At 67.0% G+C, this 14,537-nt stretch carries 15 protein-coding genes and 1 tRNA gene; 9 read left to right on the top strand and 7 right to left on the bottom strand.

All coding sequences use genetic code 11. The features are described from left to right. Positions 1-50: 50 nt before the first annotated feature. Both dnaG and AB0I14_RS17730 read left to right on the top strand, forming a co-directional pair. Positions 51-1,964: a DNA primase gene (gene dnaG / locus AB0I14_RS17735; protein WP_358023933.1), complete on the top strand. Its 1,914-nt coding sequence runs from the start codon at positions 51-53 to the stop codon at positions 1,962-1,964. Positions 1,965-2,025: 61 nt separating this feature from the next. Continuing rightward, positions 2,026-2,331 carry a hypothetical protein gene (locus AB0I14_RS17730; protein ID WP_358023930.1) on the top strand — a complete coding sequence of 102 codons (306 nt, stop codon included), beginning with the start codon at positions 2,026-2,028 and terminating at the stop codon, positions 2,329-2,331. 3 nt (positions 2,332-2,334) lie between these two features. Here AB0I14_RS17730 and AB0I14_RS17725 read toward each other — a convergent pair whose 3' ends face one another. After that, a complete protein-coding gene (locus tag AB0I14_RS17725; protein ID WP_358023927.1) occupies positions 2,335-2,598 on the bottom strand; it encodes a hypothetical protein in 264 nt (87 codons plus the stop codon). Positions 2,599-2,757: 159 nt separating this feature from the next. Here AB0I14_RS17725 and AB0I14_RS17720 point away from each other — a divergent pair. Then, a tRNA-Asn gene (locus AB0I14_RS17720) sits at positions 2,758-2,830 on the top strand. A 22-nt stretch (positions 2,831-2,852) separates the two neighbouring features. Here the strand turns inward: AB0I14_RS17720 and AB0I14_RS17715 are convergent. Beyond that, a complete protein-coding gene (locus tag AB0I14_RS17715) occupies positions 2,853-3,167 on the bottom strand; it encodes a hypothetical protein (RefSeq protein WP_358023924.1) in 315 nt (104 codons plus the stop codon). Between the two features lie 124 nt (positions 3,168-3,291). On the opposite strand from AB0I14_RS17715, the gene AB0I14_RS17710 reads away from it, so the two are divergent. Next, positions 3,292-3,783 carry an LppP/LprE family lipoprotein gene (locus tag AB0I14_RS17710; RefSeq protein WP_358023921.1) on the top strand — a complete coding sequence of 164 codons (492 nt, stop codon included), beginning with the start codon at positions 3,292-3,294 and terminating at the stop codon, positions 3,781-3,783. A gap of 6 nt (positions 3,784-3,789) precedes the next feature. Here AB0I14_RS17710 and AB0I14_RS17705 read toward each other — a convergent pair whose 3' ends face one another. Continuing rightward, positions 3,790-5,712, bottom strand: coding sequence for an acyl-CoA dehydrogenase (locus AB0I14_RS17705; protein ID WP_358023918.1), 1,923 nt, complete (start codon positions 5,710-5,712; stop codon positions 3,790-3,792). Positions 5,713-5,808: 96 nt separating this feature from the next. On the opposite strand from AB0I14_RS17705, the gene AB0I14_RS17700 reads away from it, so the two are divergent. The 3 genes from AB0I14_RS17700 to AB0I14_RS17690 are packed head-to-tail and all read left to right on the top strand — an operon-like array spanning position 5,809 to position 8,120. After that, positions 5,809-6,543 (top strand): VIT1/CCC1 transporter family protein, encoded by a 735-nt coding sequence (locus AB0I14_RS17700; RefSeq protein ID WP_358023915.1) that lies wholly within the window; start codon positions 5,809-5,811, stop codon positions 6,541-6,543. After that, positions 6,543-7,604 (top strand): esterase-like activity of phytase family protein, encoded by a 1,062-nt coding sequence (locus AB0I14_RS17695; RefSeq protein ID WP_358023912.1) that lies wholly within the window; start codon positions 6,543-6,545, stop codon positions 7,602-7,604. Before AB0I14_RS17700 ends, AB0I14_RS17695 begins: the two co-directional genes overlap by 1 nt. A 45-nt stretch (positions 7,605-7,649) precedes the next feature. Continuing rightward, positions 7,650-8,120: a hypothetical protein gene (locus AB0I14_RS17690; protein WP_358023909.1), complete on the top strand. Its 471-nt coding sequence runs from the start codon at positions 7,650-7,652 to the stop codon at positions 8,118-8,120. Positions 8,121-8,224: 104 nt separating this feature from the next. On the opposite strand, the gene AB0I14_RS17685 is transcribed toward AB0I14_RS17690, so the two are convergent. Genes AB0I14_RS17685 through AB0I14_RS17675 form a run of 3 tightly spaced genes read right to left on the bottom strand, consistent with a single transcriptional unit; the run spans position 8,225 to position 10,672 of the window. Beyond that, positions 8,225-8,902 (bottom strand): YoaK family protein, encoded by a 678-nt coding sequence (locus AB0I14_RS17685; protein WP_358023907.1) that lies wholly within the window; start codon positions 8,900-8,902, stop codon positions 8,225-8,227. 54 nt (positions 8,903-8,956) lie between these two features. Beyond that, positions 8,957-10,177 (bottom strand): MFS transporter, encoded by a 1,221-nt coding sequence (locus tag AB0I14_RS17680; RefSeq protein WP_358023904.1) that lies wholly within the window; start codon positions 10,175-10,177, stop codon positions 8,957-8,959. Positions 10,178-10,195: 18 nt separating this feature from the next. Next, positions 10,196-10,672 carry a MarR family transcriptional regulator gene (locus AB0I14_RS17675; RefSeq protein ID WP_358023901.1) on the bottom strand — a complete coding sequence of 159 codons (477 nt, stop codon included), beginning with the start codon at positions 10,670-10,672 and terminating at the stop codon, positions 10,196-10,198. 106 nt (positions 10,673-10,778) lie between these two features. On the opposite strand from AB0I14_RS17675, the gene AB0I14_RS17670 reads away from it, so the two are divergent. Together AB0I14_RS17670 and AB0I14_RS17665 are read left to right on the top strand one after the other, a co-directional pair. Further along, positions 10,779-12,836 (top strand): ATP-binding cassette domain-containing protein, encoded by a 2,058-nt coding sequence (locus AB0I14_RS17670; protein WP_358023898.1) that lies wholly within the window; start codon positions 10,779-10,781, stop codon positions 12,834-12,836. Then, the gene (locus AB0I14_RS17665; RefSeq protein WP_358023894.1) at positions 12,833-13,675 is read left to right on the top strand and encodes an energy-coupling factor transporter transmembrane protein EcfT; all 843 of its coding nucleotides are present in this window, start codon (positions 12,833-12,835) and stop codon (positions 13,673-13,675) included. The genes AB0I14_RS17670 and AB0I14_RS17665 overlap by 4 nt, the downstream gene beginning before the upstream one ends. Here AB0I14_RS17665 and AB0I14_RS17660 read toward each other — a convergent pair. Continuing rightward, positions 13,565-14,503, bottom strand: coding sequence for a DUF4349 domain-containing protein (locus AB0I14_RS17660; RefSeq protein WP_358024404.1), 939 nt, complete (start codon positions 14,501-14,503; stop codon positions 13,565-13,567). The genes AB0I14_RS17665 and AB0I14_RS17660 overlap by 111 nt on opposite strands. Positions 14,504-14,537 lie beyond the last annotated feature (34 nt).

Genomic DNA, 14,537 nt, shown 5'->3' with positions numbered 1-14,537 from the left:
CTCAGGCAAACCCGCTTAGCGCGCGTTTCAAGCACGCATAGACTATGTCGGTGGCCGGCCGGATTTCAGATCGCGATATCGCGGCCATCCGTGAAAAGGTTCGCATCGAGGACGTCGTCGGTGACTACGTCCAGTTGAGACGGGCCGGGGCCGACTCCATGAAGGGTCTGTGCCCGTTCCACGACGAGAAGTCGCCGTCGTTCCACGTACGGCCGAACCATGGTCACTTCCACTGCTTCGGCTGCGGCGAGGGCGGCGACGTCTACGCCTTCATCCAGAAGATCGAGCACGTCAGCTTCGTCGAGGCGGTCGAATTGTTGGCCGACCGGGTTGGCTACACCGTCACCTACACCGGCTCGTCGACGACCAATGTGCAGCGCGACCGGGGCAGCCGCAGCCGGTTGCTGGCCGCCAATGCCGCCGCGCAGGAGTTCTACGCCGAGGCGCTGGCCTCGGAGGAGGCCGCTGAGGCGCGCAAGTACCTGACCGAGCGCAACTTCGACGCCGCCGCGGCCGCCCAGTTCGGGTGCGGATTCGCGCCGTCGGGGTGGGACAAGCTGACAAAGCACTTGCAGCGCAACGGTTTCGAGTTCAAGGAGTTGGAGGCGGCCGGGCTGAGCCGGGAGGGTAAGCGTGGGCCGATGGACCGGTTCCATCGGCGGCTGCTGTGGCCGATCCGGGTGTCCTCGGGCGAGACCATCGGCTTCGGCGCGCGCCGGTTGTTCGACGATGATCAAAACCAGGCCAAGTACGTCAACACACCTGAGACGGTGCTCTACAAGAAGTCGCAGGTGCTGTTCGGACTGGACCGCGCCAAGCGGGACATCGCCAAGGGGCATCAGGCCGTCGTCGTCGAGGGCTACACCGATGTGATGGCGATGCATCAGGCCGGGGTGACCACCGCGGTGGCCTCGTGTGGCACCGCGTTCGGTGAGCAACACCTGTCGATGCTGCGCCGGCTGATGATGGACGACAACTTCTTCCGCGGCGAGCTGATCTACGTGTTCGACGGCGATGCCGCGGGCCGGGCCGCTGCGGTCAAGGCGTTCGAAGGCGAGCAGAACCTGTCCGGGCAATCGTTCGTGGCGGTGGCTGCCGACGGAATGGACCCGTGCGATCTGCGGCTGCGCTCCGGCGACAGCGCCCTGCGGGATCTGGTGGCGCGGCGAACCCCGTTGTTCGAGTTCGTGATTCGCAGTGCGCTGGCCGAATACGATCTGGACAGCGCCGAAGGCCGGGTGGCCGCGCTGCGGCACTGCGTACCGGTGGCGGCCCGGATCAAGGACCTGACGCTGCGCGACGAGTACGCCAGGCAGCTGGCCGGCTGGGTCGGCTGGGACAACGTCGCCCAGGTGATCAGCCGCGTGCGGGAGGAAGCCGGCGGTGGCCGCAAGGGCTCGCGGCGTCAGCCCGCGGGGCAGCAGGCAAGACCCAGGCAGACCTCGGTACCGGAACACATCGGCCGCCCCGATCCGACCGATCCGACACTGTGGCCGCAGCGCGAAGCGCTCAAGGCCGGGTTGCAGTATCCGGCGATCGCCGGGCCGGTCTTCGACTCGCTGACCGTGGAGAGCTTCACCCATCCGGGGTACGCCGCGGTGCGCTCGGCGATCGAGGCGGCCGGTGGCATGACGTCGGGCAAATCCGGTGCCCAGTGGATCGAGGCGGTGCGCGAGCAGTCCTCGTCGTCGCCGGCGGCGGCGGGCCTGCTCAACGAGTTGGGCGTGGAGGCCATCAACGTCGAGGACGACGAGCATCTGCCGCGCTACATCAGCAGCGTGCTGGCCCGCCTGCAGGAAGTTTGGGTGGGTCGCCAGATAGCCGAGGTGAAGTCCAAGCTGCAACGCATGTCACCGGTGGAGCAGGGAGACGAATATCACGCCCTGTTCGGTGACCTGGTGGCCATGGAGTCCTACCGGCGCAGCCTGCTCGAACAGGCCAGTGGCGACGACCTGACTGCGTGATCACCCACATCGCGATAGGGTGACGGCAGTCGGGCACCTTCAGGCGAGAGAGGCAGACCTGGTGACATTGTTCAGCACGCGGACGCGGCGGTTCGTCGCAGTGGGCGCATTTGCGCTGGCCACGGGGGCCGCAGCGGCGGCCCCGGCGTTCGTCGCAGCGTCCAACCCGGCATCCACGGGCGGCCCCGAGGTCACGGCGCAGCCGGCCTGCCTGGCCTGGTTCGGCAATAAAGAGGACGGCAAGTGCCTGTCCTACTCCAACGGCACGCCCGCCAACGTGGGAACGCCGTGGGTCGGCGCGGGGCAGGGCGGCGTGGTCACCGGTCCGCTGCTGCCCGGTACCTCGATCAATCGGGGTATCGGCTAGGCCCTACCAGGTACGTTTCGCCGAACCGTCGGTGCTCTCTTTGGTGGAGAACACCGACGTTTCTGCGTCTATGGGGGTCAGCGTGAGGAACTGCGGATCCGGTGACACCCGCTTGGCGATCTTGCGCCGTCCGGCGTCCATCACGGCCTTGGTGGCCGGATTGGCGGTAACCGCGCGGTACGTATTGGCGAGCTGCTCATAGCGGCGTCGCCCGGCCTTGGCGCCCAGCACGTAGCCGACGGCGATCACGGCGGCATAGCGGATCACAGAATTCCTCCCACAGCGACGTGCCTCCCAGGCGACCAATGTGTGTACTCCATCCTGCCTCACCGCGGCCCCGACGCGCCCGTCCGGGAGCGCATTGGCGGCAGTGGCGGTCCGTGCGCTAGAGTCAACGCTCGGCCGCGGAGCTTCCGCGGAAGGTAGTCCCCTGTAGCTCAATTGGCAGAGCTCCCGACTGTTAATCGGGCGGTTATTGGTTCGAGTCCAATCGGGGGAGCAAGTTCTTTCGAATCCCAGTCCTAGGACTGGGGCCGGGCCTGCGCCTGACGCGCCGCCTGGGTCAGCGCCTCCATCAGTGGATTGGACGCGGACGCGAGGGCATTCCGCTCTTCGTCGGTCAGTTGGTAGAACGTCCACACGCCCCACGCCGCCGGCCGCACATACACCGTCACCTGTTGCCTGTTGTTCGCCAGCACGGCGGGGACGGGTACCGCGCGATCGAGGGTGGCCGCGCTGGCCATCTCCTCGGCGATCTGTTGGACGTTGACTGATTCCTGCAGTTGGTACAGGACGGCCTTGTTGGCGGGGCCTTCCATGGCGAGGAACCAAGCCATCAGTGTCTCCTTGGGGGTAAGTGGTGCGAGCGGTGATCCGTCGTCGGATCGCAAACAGTGTCGCCTATCGACGCGCCGTCGTCAGCCCGCTCACTAACCCGGTCTGATTCGCTACGCTCGGGGTGTGTACCCACGGCTGATCGCCATCGTCGCCTTCGTCGGTCTACTCGCGGTTGGTTGCGGCTGGAAGCCGTCATCCGCGCCGCCTCCGAAGCCGGATACCTGCGCACCGACCGACGGCCCCAACGCCGACACGGTCGCCGATCAGATCGCCAAACTGCCGGCACCCGCGGCGGGTAAGGAATGGACCCAGATCGGCACCGGGCACACCACGAACTGCCGCTTGTACTGGGTGCAGGTGGGCCAGTCCCACCCCGAGCCCAACAGCGCCGGGCAGTTGCTTTTCTTCGACCGGCAGACTCCGCTCGGCCCGGCGACACCGGAGCCGCGGCCCTACATCAATGTGATCACCAATGCCGATGACACCGTGGTGGTGAACTACCAGTGGCAGCAGGGCCATGATTCGCCCACAGCGCCAACCGGTATCGCCACCGTGCGGTTCCGGATCGGGGACGACGGCAAACTGGTTGCCGTCGACCCGATTCCGAAGCCCTGATACGCCTCAGCCGTTGACCAGCTCGGCGGGATCGAGCATCGCCGCGTAGCGCAACTGCTCGGGGATGCCGAACCCGTCGACGAGGGTCTCGACGTGCGGGCGCAGTGCGCGGCAGCGTTCGTTGATCCCGCGCGTGACGGCCTTGGCGCGTTCGGTGGACAGGTAGCGGTGCTCGATGAACCAGGCCTTGTCGCCCTCGATCACCGACAGCGCGTACAGATCGCAGACATCGTCGAGGAGCTCGCGGGCCGTGTCGTCCTCGCAGGCGTCGATACCTGCGACGAACGCCTCCAGGATCACCCGGTCGATGTGTGCCTGCGCAGCATGCAGCACGTGGTCCTGTACGGAGTTGAACGCGTCGAAGGCCGACATCTCCTTGGCCTTGCCCTGCAGCCGCCGCGCCACCGAGGCAAGCATGTACTCCTCGCGGTCCTCGAACATCTTGACCTGGGTGCCGCGGTTGAACAGGCTGCCTTCCTCCTCGTTGTCCTGGCGGGTGTCCAGGACGGTCTGGATGATGGTCTCGGCGGCAGTGCGTTTCAGGACCCGTTCACCGGCGTAGTTGGCGGCGAACCGTACCCATTCGACCGGGCTCATGCCCTTGATGTCGTCGGCGTAGGCGGTGAGCAGTTCTTTGGCCACCAGTTGGGTGAGCACGTGGTTGTCGCCCTCGAAGGTGGTGAACACGTCGGTGTCTGCGCGCAGGGCGATCAGCCGGTTCTCGGCGAGATAGCCTGCGCCGCCACAGGCTTCGCGAGCCTCCTGGATGGCGCGGCTGGCATGCCAGGTGTTGGCGGCTTTCAGGCCTGCCGCGCGGGCCTCCAGTTCCCGCTGCTCCTCGGCATCGGGATCGTCGGAGGTCTGCAACTCATGGCATTTGGCCACCAGTTCGTTCTGGGCGAACTGCAGCGCGTAGGACTTGGCGATCAGCGGCAGCAGCCGGCGCTGATGCACCAGGTAGTCCATGATGAGGACTTCCTCGGTGCTCTTGGGGGCCTCGAACTGCCTGCGCTCCAACGCATATCGGGTGGCGATGTCGAGGGCGACCCGGGCTGCGGCGGCTGCGCTGCCGGCGACGGTGACCCGGCCGCGGATCAGCGTGCCCAGCATGGTGAAGAACCGCCGGCCGGGGTTCTCGATCGGCGAGCTGTAGCTGCCGTCGGGGGCGACGTCGGCATAGCGGTTGAGCAGGTTCTCCCGCGGGACACGTACGTGGTCGAAGACGATGCGTCCGTTGTCGACGCCGGGTAGTCCGCCCTTGTAGTGGCAGTCCGACGTCGTCACACCGGGCAGGTCGTTGCCCATGTCGTCACGGATCGGCACCACGAAACAGTGCACACCGTGACCTTCTCCATCCGGCGTGATCAACTGCGCGAAAACGGTTGACACCCGGGCGGTTTCGGCGGCGCCGCCGATGTAATCCTTGCGTGCGGTGGGGGTGGGGGAGTGAATGACGAATTCCTGGGTCGCCGCATCGTAGGTGGCGGTGGTCTCCAGTGACTGCACGTCACTTCCGTGACCGGTCTCGGTCATCGCGAAACAGCCGAGCAGGTCCAGGTCGATGAGCCGACGCACATACGCCTTGTGGTGGCGTTCGGTACCGAGATTCTCGATCGCGCCGCCGAACAGGCCCCACTGCACCCCGGCCTTGACCATCAGTGACAGATCGCTCATGGCCAGCATCTCGATCTGGGTGATGGCGGCACCGACGTCACCGTTGCCGCCGTGCTCTTTACGGAAGCCGTCCTCGGCTGCCCCGGCCGCCGCCATGATCTTGAGTTGCTCGGTTACCTTGGCACGGGCGATGGCGGTGTTGGGGGTGTAATGCGGCCGGAAGATCTCGTCCGACAACGTGGTCCGCATGGCGTTCTTGACGTCGCGCCAGCGACCGTCCAGCGTGTTTCGCAGATGCTCGGCAGTGGAGGTCATACCCGACGGTAACGCGTTCGGCCAGCGGGGTGGGTCCGTTGGAACGAAGGCAAGCCTTCCTGGACAAGCTCGACCTTGCCGCGAAAGACTGGCGACATGCCGGACTCGATCGGTAAGTCACTGTCTCCCACCGGCTTGCCGCATGTGAGCTATCACCGACATGCCGACGTGACCGGGGGCTGGCTTCGCGCCGCGACCTTCGGCGCGATGGACGGTCTGGTCAGCAACACCGCGTTGATCGCCGGTGTCGGGGCCAGCGCCTCAGCTCAGACCGTTGTGCTCAGCGGCGTGGCCGGCCTGCTGGCCGGTGCGTTCTCGATGGCGCTCGGTGAGTACACCTCGGTGACCACCGCGAACGAGCAGGTTGATTCCGAGGTCAAGGTCGAGCGCAAGTCGTTCCGCAAGAACCCGGAGGCCGAGCAGGCCGAGCTCGTGGCCATGCTCCAGGAAATGGGGATGACGCCCGAAACGGCCGCGAAAGCCAGCGAGGAGATCCACCGCGACGAGAGCCGGGCCCTCAACTTTCATCTCGTGCAGGAACTGGGTGTGCACCCTGCGGAGAAGCCGTCACCGTGGGTGGCCGGGGGATCGTCCTTCGTCCTGTTCGCGATCGGTGCGATCGTCCCGCTCATCCCGTACCTGCTGGGCTTCGAATCGTTGTGGGCCGGGCTGGCCTGCGGTGGGGTGGGCCTGTTGATCGCCGGCGGTGTGGCGGCGACGTTCACCCGCAAGCCGGTGGCCATCGCGGGCCTGCGGCAACTGGTGTTCGGCGCCATCGCGATCGCGGCCACCTATGCCGTCGGCATCCTGGTCGGCGCCGTCATCACCTGATGTTGTACCGAATCCTGGCGGTCGGGCTACTGGTCCTCGCCGGTTGTACCCCCGCGCGTGCCGCAGCGGGTTTCGAGTTTCTCGGCCAACGCCAGATCGCCTCTGCTGCGATGCTGGACGGCACGGTGATCGGCGGATTGTCGGGGATCAGTTACGACCCGGCCGCCGATCTGTACTACATCATCAGCGACGACCGCTCCGCCAAGGGTCCGGCACGGTTCTATACCGCACGGATCGCGTTGTCGGACAACGGTATCGGTGATGTCGAGTTCGTCGGCGCCCATCCGTGGCTGGACCGTGACGCGCAAGCGTTCCGCCCGTTGGACATTGATGCGGTGCCACCGGTGGTCCCTCCGGATCCAGAGGCGATCGCCTTTGATGCGGGCAGACAGCGGTTGTACTGGACCAACGAGGGGGAGCGGCGGGTCGACGGGCCCGGCGCGCCGATCCTGCTGGACCCATGGGTACGGTCCGCCGGGCTCGACGGCACCTTCCTCGGCGAGTTCGCGCTGCCCGAGGCCCTGCGGATGTCGGCCGGTGAACACGGCCCACGCCGCAACAGCACGCTGGAGGGGCTCACGCTGACACCGGGCGGACGGTATCTGTGGGCGGCCATGGAGGGACCCGGATACGACGACGGCCCGCCACCCCACGAGCAGCACGGTGCATGGACCCGCGTGATCCGCTTCGACGCGGACTCCGGTGCGGTCGACGGCCAGTACACCTACCCGCTGGAACCGGTCAGTGCCGGGCCGGGCGGGGACAATGGCCTGTCGGATCTGGTGGCGCTCGACGACAAGAACTTTCTGGTGATCGAACGCGGCTTCGGCACACATGTGGCGGTGCGGATCTACCGGGCAAGCCTCGTGGACGGCTCCACCGAGATGAGCAAGACGCTGCTGGCCGATCTGACCACCACCCCTGGCCTGGCGCCGCTGGACAACATCGAGGGAATCACCTTGGGGCCCAAGCTGCCCGACGGCCGGCAGTCGGTGATCGCGGTCAGTGACGACAATTTCTCGCCCACCCAGGTGACCCAGTTCCTGCTCTTCGCGCTCTGAGAATTCGCGCTCTGGAGAGCCTCGGGTGTACTGGATGATTGCTTCGTGAGCGTCGACTGGTATGCGGTTTTCCCGACGGATCCGCGATGGGTTCCCAGCCCGGATCGCGAGGACGCTGCGTGTGCCGTGTTCAAGGTGCTCATGGGAAGCGATGTCGAGATTGCGGTGAACCGGCCCGGTCGGGTGGTGTTGGAAGACGCCGGTGAGTGCATTGAAACGATCGGTTGCCCGGCATGTGGAACCTTGGTGGGTGAGAACCCGAAGAACATGGATTGGTGGGTGGCTCAGCTGAATAGAGTCTGGACCGAGAGCGGCGGGTTCTGGCCGCTGGATGTGACGACGCCGTGTTGTGGTGTTCAGACTTCATTGAACGATCTGGTGTACGACGCGCCCCAGGGCTTCGCGTCGTGGTCGGTCGCGGCGCGAAACCCGGTGTACGCAATAGGCGAGGAAACGCTCGCGCTGGTTAGCGCGGCGCTCGGGCACCCGGTTCGTTGGGCTCATCGGCATACCTGACCGCGCGGATTCGGCGGACTCTCGCCACGCGCGTAGCGCAGTGGCGGTCGTGGGCGAGTTTTTCCGTCACAGCGCGACAAACGTGACGGCCCGCGAGAGAACCGCTACTTCAACAACGCGTGGCGGTCGAAGTAGAAGTAGGTGTAGCTCGCGGTGATGGCACAGACCAGGCTGGCCACCAGCAGCATCTGCGATCCGCTGACCACCACGCTGATGAGGCCACCGATGACGGCGCCGCCGGCGAATCCGGCCCACAGCAGGAAATAACCCAGCCAATCGGTCAGCTGGCCGCCGCTGAGGTGGCGTTCGATTCCCTGGCCCATCTTCACTAGCGTCCCCGTCACGTAGCTCAACGGGATCGAGACCTCGCCGTCCTTGACGAACGACGTGTTGAGGGCGCCGATACCGAAGGCCACGAACAGGATTGGAATGAACGGCACATCGCGGGCCGTCCAGCCCTTCATGACGGTGTCCACCACGGTGGACACCACGAGCGCAAACGTGGTCAGCACGGTGGCGCCATGCGGGTGATTGACCCAGAGGTAGCGACGGCACAAAGATGCGATCACCACTCCACCGACAAAGGCGACAATCAGCAGTGCCGCGCCGATCGCCAGCCACTCCTCACCCTGGAACAACCCGAGGAACGCCCGCTCGGTGTTGCCCGTCATGAAGGTGACGAAGTACCCCGCTGAATGGGTGAACGCCGCTGCTCCGAGTAGTCCTGCCAGGCCGGCCAGAATCCATGACAACCGGGCCTCGCCGTCGAGCTGTTGCGACATTCACCCATTGTGGGGAGCGTCGCTGAGGCTCGGGGCGGGATTCGCCGCCCGGAGTCAGCTGTCGCTGCCGACGGTGACCGCTGTCGCCTCGTCGGTCAGCTCGTCGAGTTCGGCTTCCACTGTGTCTTCCTCGTCGATGTGAACAAGGTGCGGACGCGTCAGGAACAGCACCCCGGCACCGGCCAGCACGGCGCCCGCGCCCACCCAGTACGGCAGGTGCACGCTGACGTGCTCGCCGAGCACCCCGGCCAGCCAGGGTGCGACGGCGGCGCCGCCGAAGCGCAGGAAGCTGTAGGCCGCCGAGGCCACACCGCGTTCGACGGGCGCGGCCTTCATCACGGTCTCGGTGATCAGTGTGTTGTTGATGCCGATGAACAGGCCGGCGACCACGACGCCCGAGGCCAGCACCGCCTTGGAATCCGTCCACACCGCCATCACTGCCAGCACCGTGGTGAAGGCGAGCAGGTTGAGGACCAGCACTCGCACGGTGCCGAAGCGATGTTGCAGCCGTGGTGCCGCCACGACGGAGGTGAACGCCAACGCCAGGCCCCAGCCGAAGAAGATCAGCCCGATCTGGTGGGCGGTCATGTCCAGTGGGAACGGCGTGAAGGCCAGCAGGGTGAAGAAGCCGAAGTTGTAGAGCAGTGCGGTGACCGCGACGCCCAACAGCCCCCGGTGGCGCAGCGCCCGGAACGGATCGGCCAGCGTGGTGGCATGTTCGGCCCGCGGGGTGGCCGGCAGGAGGAACGCGGTGATCACCAGGGCGAAGGCCATCAGCGCCGAGACGCCGAAGAACGGGCCGCGCCACGAGATCGAGCCGAGCACACCGCCGACCAGCGGGCCGATCGCGATGCCCAGGCCGAGTGCCGCCTCATAGAGGATGATGGCTTGTGCCACAGAGCCTTTGGCGGAGTTGACGATGGTGGCCAGCGCGGTCGCGATGAACAGGGCGTTACCCAGGCCCCACAGTGCGCGCCATCCCACGATCTCCATCACGGTGTCGCTCATCCCGGCCAGACCGGCGCCGGCGATGATGATCACCAGGCCGAGTAGCAGCGTGCGCTTGGGGCCGATGCGGCTGGACACCACACCGGTGATCAGCATCGCCACGCCCATCACGGCCATGTAGCTGGTGAACAGCAGCGACACCTGCGACGGCGAGGCGTCGAGGTTGTCGGCGATCGGTTTGAGGATGGGATCGACCAGTCCGATACCCATGAAGGCGACGACGGAGGCGAAAGCGACGGCCCATACGGCCTTGGGTTGGCGCCACATCAGGGCGGTAACTCCTAACTAGTTCTTGTGGGAGAGCGGATGCTCGTCGACGTCGGTGAGCAACCGGCGGATGATGCCGACGGAGGCTGCCAGCGTCCGGCGCTCCTCGGCAGTGAGTCGTTCGAGCCTCGGGTTGATCGCCGCGGCGCGGTCCGCCCTTGCCTGCTCCAGGGTCTGCCGGCCCTGCTCGGTGATCCGGATCAGTACCGCGCGGGCATCACCGGGATCGGTGGTGCGGGACACCAGGCCGGCGTCTTCCAGACGGCGAACCTGGGTGGTCATGGTCGGCTGCGAGCAGTGATCGAGGTAGGCGAGGTCGGAGATCCGGGCCTCGCCCTGATCCTCGATGGTGGACAGCAACCGGGCCTGGGCCCAGGGGAGCGGTAGTCGGGTGCGTTGGGTGGCCAGTCGGTTCAACCGGGCGACGACCGACAGCAGGTCGGCGCCAAGTTCGGATTCGTCGGTTACCGTGACATCCTCGGTCGGGGTCGGCATACCCACCATATTTACATAGATTCACTATGTAGTCTAGTCGCTCTGCGTGCTCTCGCTCACACAACGGGCGGCCGACGGCGGCGATCGCGGCTGGCAGAATCGAACGATGACCGCGATACCCCCGGCGACGACGCCTCGGCGCGGCCTCACCCCAGGCGAGCTCGCGCAGGCCGCGGTGATGGCTGCGCTGTGTGCGGCCACCGCGATCATCGCGGTGGTGGTGCCGTTCGCGGGCGGCCTCTCGGTGTTGGGAACGGTGCCGATGGGCCTGCTCGCTTACCGCTACCGGTTGCGGGTGCTGCTCGCGGCCACCGTCGCCGCGGGCACGATCGCGTTCCTGATCGCCGGCATGGGCGGACTGATGACCGTCGTCGACTGCGCCTACATCGGCGGACTGACCGGTGTGGTCAAGCGCCGCGGTCGCGGCACCGCCACGGCGTTCGGCGCGGCGATCGTGGCCGGCGCACTGTTCGGCGGGGCGATCGTGGTGGCGCTGACCGTGCTGACCCGGCTGCGCAGCCTCATCTTCGACTCGCTGAGCGCGGGCATCGAAGGGATCGCCAAGGTGCTCGAGCGCATCCCGATGCTCGACGTGGCCGCCGAACCGCTGCGGACCATCTTCGCCACGATGCTGGACTACTGGCCGCTGCTGATGTTGTTCCTCGGCATCACCAGCATCACCTCGGTCAGCATGATCGGCTGGTGGGCCCTCTCGCGGATCCTGGCCCGACTGCTCGGGGTCCCGGATGTGCACAAACTCGATGCCGACGTCGACGCGGACAATGCGGACGACTCCGTGATCATCGCTCCCGTTCCGGCGCGGTTGACCGACGTGCGGTTCCGGTACCCGGGGGTCGAGCGCGACGCACTGGGCCCGGTGTCGATGGAATTCCAGCCTGGCGAGCATGTCGCGGTGACCGGACCGAACGGCTCGGGCAAGACCACGCTGATGCTGATGCTGGCCGGGCGCCAACCCACCTCGGGCAGCATCGAGCGGGAGGGTGCCGTGGGGCTGGGTCGCATCGGTGGCACCGCAGTGGTGATGCAGCATCCGGAAAGCCAGGTGCTGGGCACCCGGGTGGCCGACGACGTGGTGTGGGGGTTGCCCGCCGGCGCGACCGCCGACGTTGAGCGCCTCCTCGCCGAAGTGGGGCTCGACGGCCTGGCCGAACGTGACACCGGGGGATTGTCCGGTGGCGAACTTCAGCGACTGGCTGTGGCCGCGGCGCTGGCCCGCGAACCCTCGCTGCTGATCGCCGACGAGGTCACCAGCATGGTGGACCAACAGGGCCGCGACACCTTGATGAACGTCTTGTCCGGGCTGACCGATCATCACCAGATGTCGCTGGTGCACATCACGCACTACAACGACGAGGCCAATTCCGCCGACCGCACGGTGCAGCTCAGCGGCAACGGCGGCACGGCCGACAACACCGACATGGTTCAGACCTCCGCGGTACCCCGGGAAGTGACGCGCGTGGCTCACCGCGCCGTGCCGGTGCTGGAGCTGACGGGCGTCGGACACGAATACGCCAGCGGAACCCCATGGGCGAAAACGGCTTTGCGCGACATCACCTTCACGGTCAACGAGGGTGACGGAGTGCTGGTGCACGGACTGAACGGTTCCGGCAAATCGACCCTCGCCTGGATCATGGCCGGGCTGACCGTCCCCACCTACGGCGCGTGCCTGCTCGACGGTGTGCCGGTGGCACAGCAGGTGGGCTCGGTAGCCATCTCGTTCCAGGCTGCCCGCCTGCAATTGATGCGCAGCACCGTCGGGCGCGAAATCGCCTCGGCCGCAGGCTTCTCGGTGCGTGAGCACGACCGCGTCGCGGGCGCACTGGAGATGGTCGGGCTGGATGCGGCACTGGCCGAGCGCCGAATCGACCAGCTCTCGGGCGGTCAGATGCGTCGTGTGGTGCTGGCCGGGTTGCTGGCCCGGTCGCCACGCGCGCTGATCCTCGACGAGCCCCTGGCCGGCCTGGACGCCTCCAGCCAACGAGGGCTGCTGCGGTTGCTGGAGGATCTGCGGCGCAACAACGGGCTCACCGTCGTCGTCATCTCGCATGACTTCACCGGCCTGGAGAGTCTCTGCCCGCGCACGCTGCACCTGCACCACGGTGAACTCGCTCTTGCCCCGACGACTGCCGGGGGTTCTCGATGACCGCTCCGACTCGAGGACAACGCAAACCGGTCGTGCTGTTGCGCCCGGTCCCCGGCGACACCGTCATCCACCGACTGTGGGCCGGCACCAAACTGCTCGCCGTGGCGGGCATCGGCGTGCTGCTGACCTTCTATCCCGGATGGGTGCCGATCGCCTTCGTCGCGGTGCTGGTTCTGGTGACCGCGAAACTCGCGCACATTCCGCGTGGCGTGCTGCCGTCGATCCCGTTGTTCTTGTGGATCCTGGTGGCATTCGGCGGGGCGCTGGCCGCACTGGCCGGTGGCTCCCCGGTGATCGACATCGGTTCGGTGCAGCTCGGTCTGGGCGGGTTGCTCAACTACCTGCGGATCACCGCGCTGGCGATCGTGTTGCTCGGGCTCGGCGCGCTCGTGTCCTGGACGACGAACGTCGCCGACATCGCCCCGGCGGTGGCCACCTTGGGCCGCCCGCTGCGCCTGCTGCGCATCCCCGTGCACGACTGGGCGGTGACGATTGCGTTGGCGCTGCGGGCTTTTCCGATGCTGATCGACGAGTTCCGCACGTTGTACGCGGCGCACCGGCTGCGCCCCGTCGAACCGGCCGAGACGTTCCGGGCGCGGCGCAGGCAACGGGTGGCCAACCTGGTCGATCTGCTCGCCGCAGCCGTCACCGTGGCGTTGCGCCGTGGCGACGAGATGGGCGACGCCATCACCGCACGCGGTGGTGCTGGCCAGATCTCGGCGGTACCGTCACGGCCCAGGGCGCGCGACTGGATCGCCTTCGCCATCCTCGTTCTGGTCTGCGGCACTGCCCTGGCTCTGGAGCTCACCGTCCTGCCGACCAGCCTGCCGCGGCGGTGACAGCTGCCCGGGCCGCGACCTGGTCAGCCGGATGACGACGTAGACGATCACGGCCGCGATGGCGAAGGCCGCCAGCCACGGCAGCAGCAGGCCGAACAACATCACGAACCCGGACGCCGCTGACACCAAGCCGTGCCAGCCACGCTCGACCTGGCCCCAGAACCCCTGATACTGCGGGGCGGGGCCACCGATCTGCTCGGCTGTGATATCGAGATTGACCGTGCTGTAGTCGATCTGGTCGCCGAGCTGGGTGCGTTGTGCACGCAGGCTGTCGAGGTCGGCCTGGCGCTGCGACAAGGCGTTCTCGGCCGTGATCAACGCCTCGGGGTCCTTGGCGTCGCGCATGATCCCGAGCAGCCTGTCCACCGAAGTCTGCAATGCCTTGATGCGGGCGTCGAGATCCACGCGCTGCGAGGTCACATCGTCGGAGCGGACCTCGACGGTCTGCACCGTGCCGAGTTTCTTGAACTCGTCGAGGGTGCCCTCCAGTTTGGCGGCCGGCACCCGTAGCGCCAGGGAGATGTGTGCGCGGCCGGAGCTGGAGCCGGCGTCCTCGGAGCGGCTGTCCACCCGGCCACCGGCATCGGCGGCCAGTGATATGGCCTTGTCGGCCACCGCAGCCGGATTGCCGGTGCTGATCGACATCGACGCGGTCTTGACGATGTCCCGCTTGACGTCGGCGGGTATCGGGGCTTCCTTGAGGCCCGTACCGCTTTCCGGCGCCGGAGCCGGTGCTGCCGGCGCGAAACCGGCGTCGCTCTGCGTCGCTGCGGGTGCCGAGGAATCGGGAGAGTGCCCGGCCGCGCAGGCCGGAGCGACGGCCAACATGGCCGCGGCGAACAATGCCACCGTCAAGCGGCGG

Origin of the sequence: Mycobacterium sp. NPDC050441 (assembly GCF_040655355.1) — a bacterium.
GTDB lineage: Bacteria > Actinomycetota > Actinomycetes > Mycobacteriales > Mycobacteriaceae > Mycobacterium.
This window is presented reverse-complemented; position numbering and strand designations above follow the sequence as displayed.

Bases quoted from the DNA above. Each gene is read 5' to 3' on its own strand.
- AB0I14_RS17715 (WP_358023924.1), bottom strand. From the start codon at position 3,167: ATGGCTTGGTTCCTCGCCATGGAAGGCCCCGCCAACAAGGCCGTCCTG.
- AB0I14_RS17705 (WP_358023918.1), bottom strand. From the start codon at position 5,712: ATGACCTCCACTGCCGAGCATCTGCGAAACACGCTGGACGGTCGCTGG.
- AB0I14_RS17700 (WP_358023915.1), top strand. From the start codon at position 5,809: ATGCCGGACTCGATCGGTAAGTCACTGTCTCCCACCGGCTTGCCGCAT.
- AB0I14_RS17695 (WP_358023912.1), top strand. From the start codon at position 6,543: ATGTTGTACCGAATCCTGGCGGTCGGGCTACTGGTCCTCGCCGGTTGT.
- AB0I14_RS17685 (WP_358023907.1), bottom strand. From the start codon at position 8,902: ATGTCGCAACAGCTCGACGGCGAGGCCCGGTTGTCATGGATTCTGGCC.
- AB0I14_RS17680 (WP_358023904.1), bottom strand. From the start codon at position 10,177: ATGTGGCGCCAACCCAAGGCCGTATGGGCCGTCGCTTTCGCCTCCGTC.
- AB0I14_RS17675 (WP_358023901.1), bottom strand. From the start codon at position 10,672: ATGCCGACCCCGACCGAGGATGTCACGGTAACCGACGAATCCGAACTT.
- AB0I14_RS17670 (WP_358023898.1), top strand. From the start codon at position 10,779: ATGACCGCGATACCCCCGGCGACGACGCCTCGGCGCGGCCTCACCCCA.
- AB0I14_RS17665 (WP_358023894.1), top strand. From the start codon at position 12,833: ATGACCGCTCCGACTCGAGGACAACGCAAACCGGTCGTGCTGTTGCGC.
- AB0I14_RS17660 (WP_358024404.1), bottom strand. From the start codon at position 14,503: ATGTTGGCCGTCGCTCCGGCCTGCGCGGCCGGGCACTCTCCCGATTCC.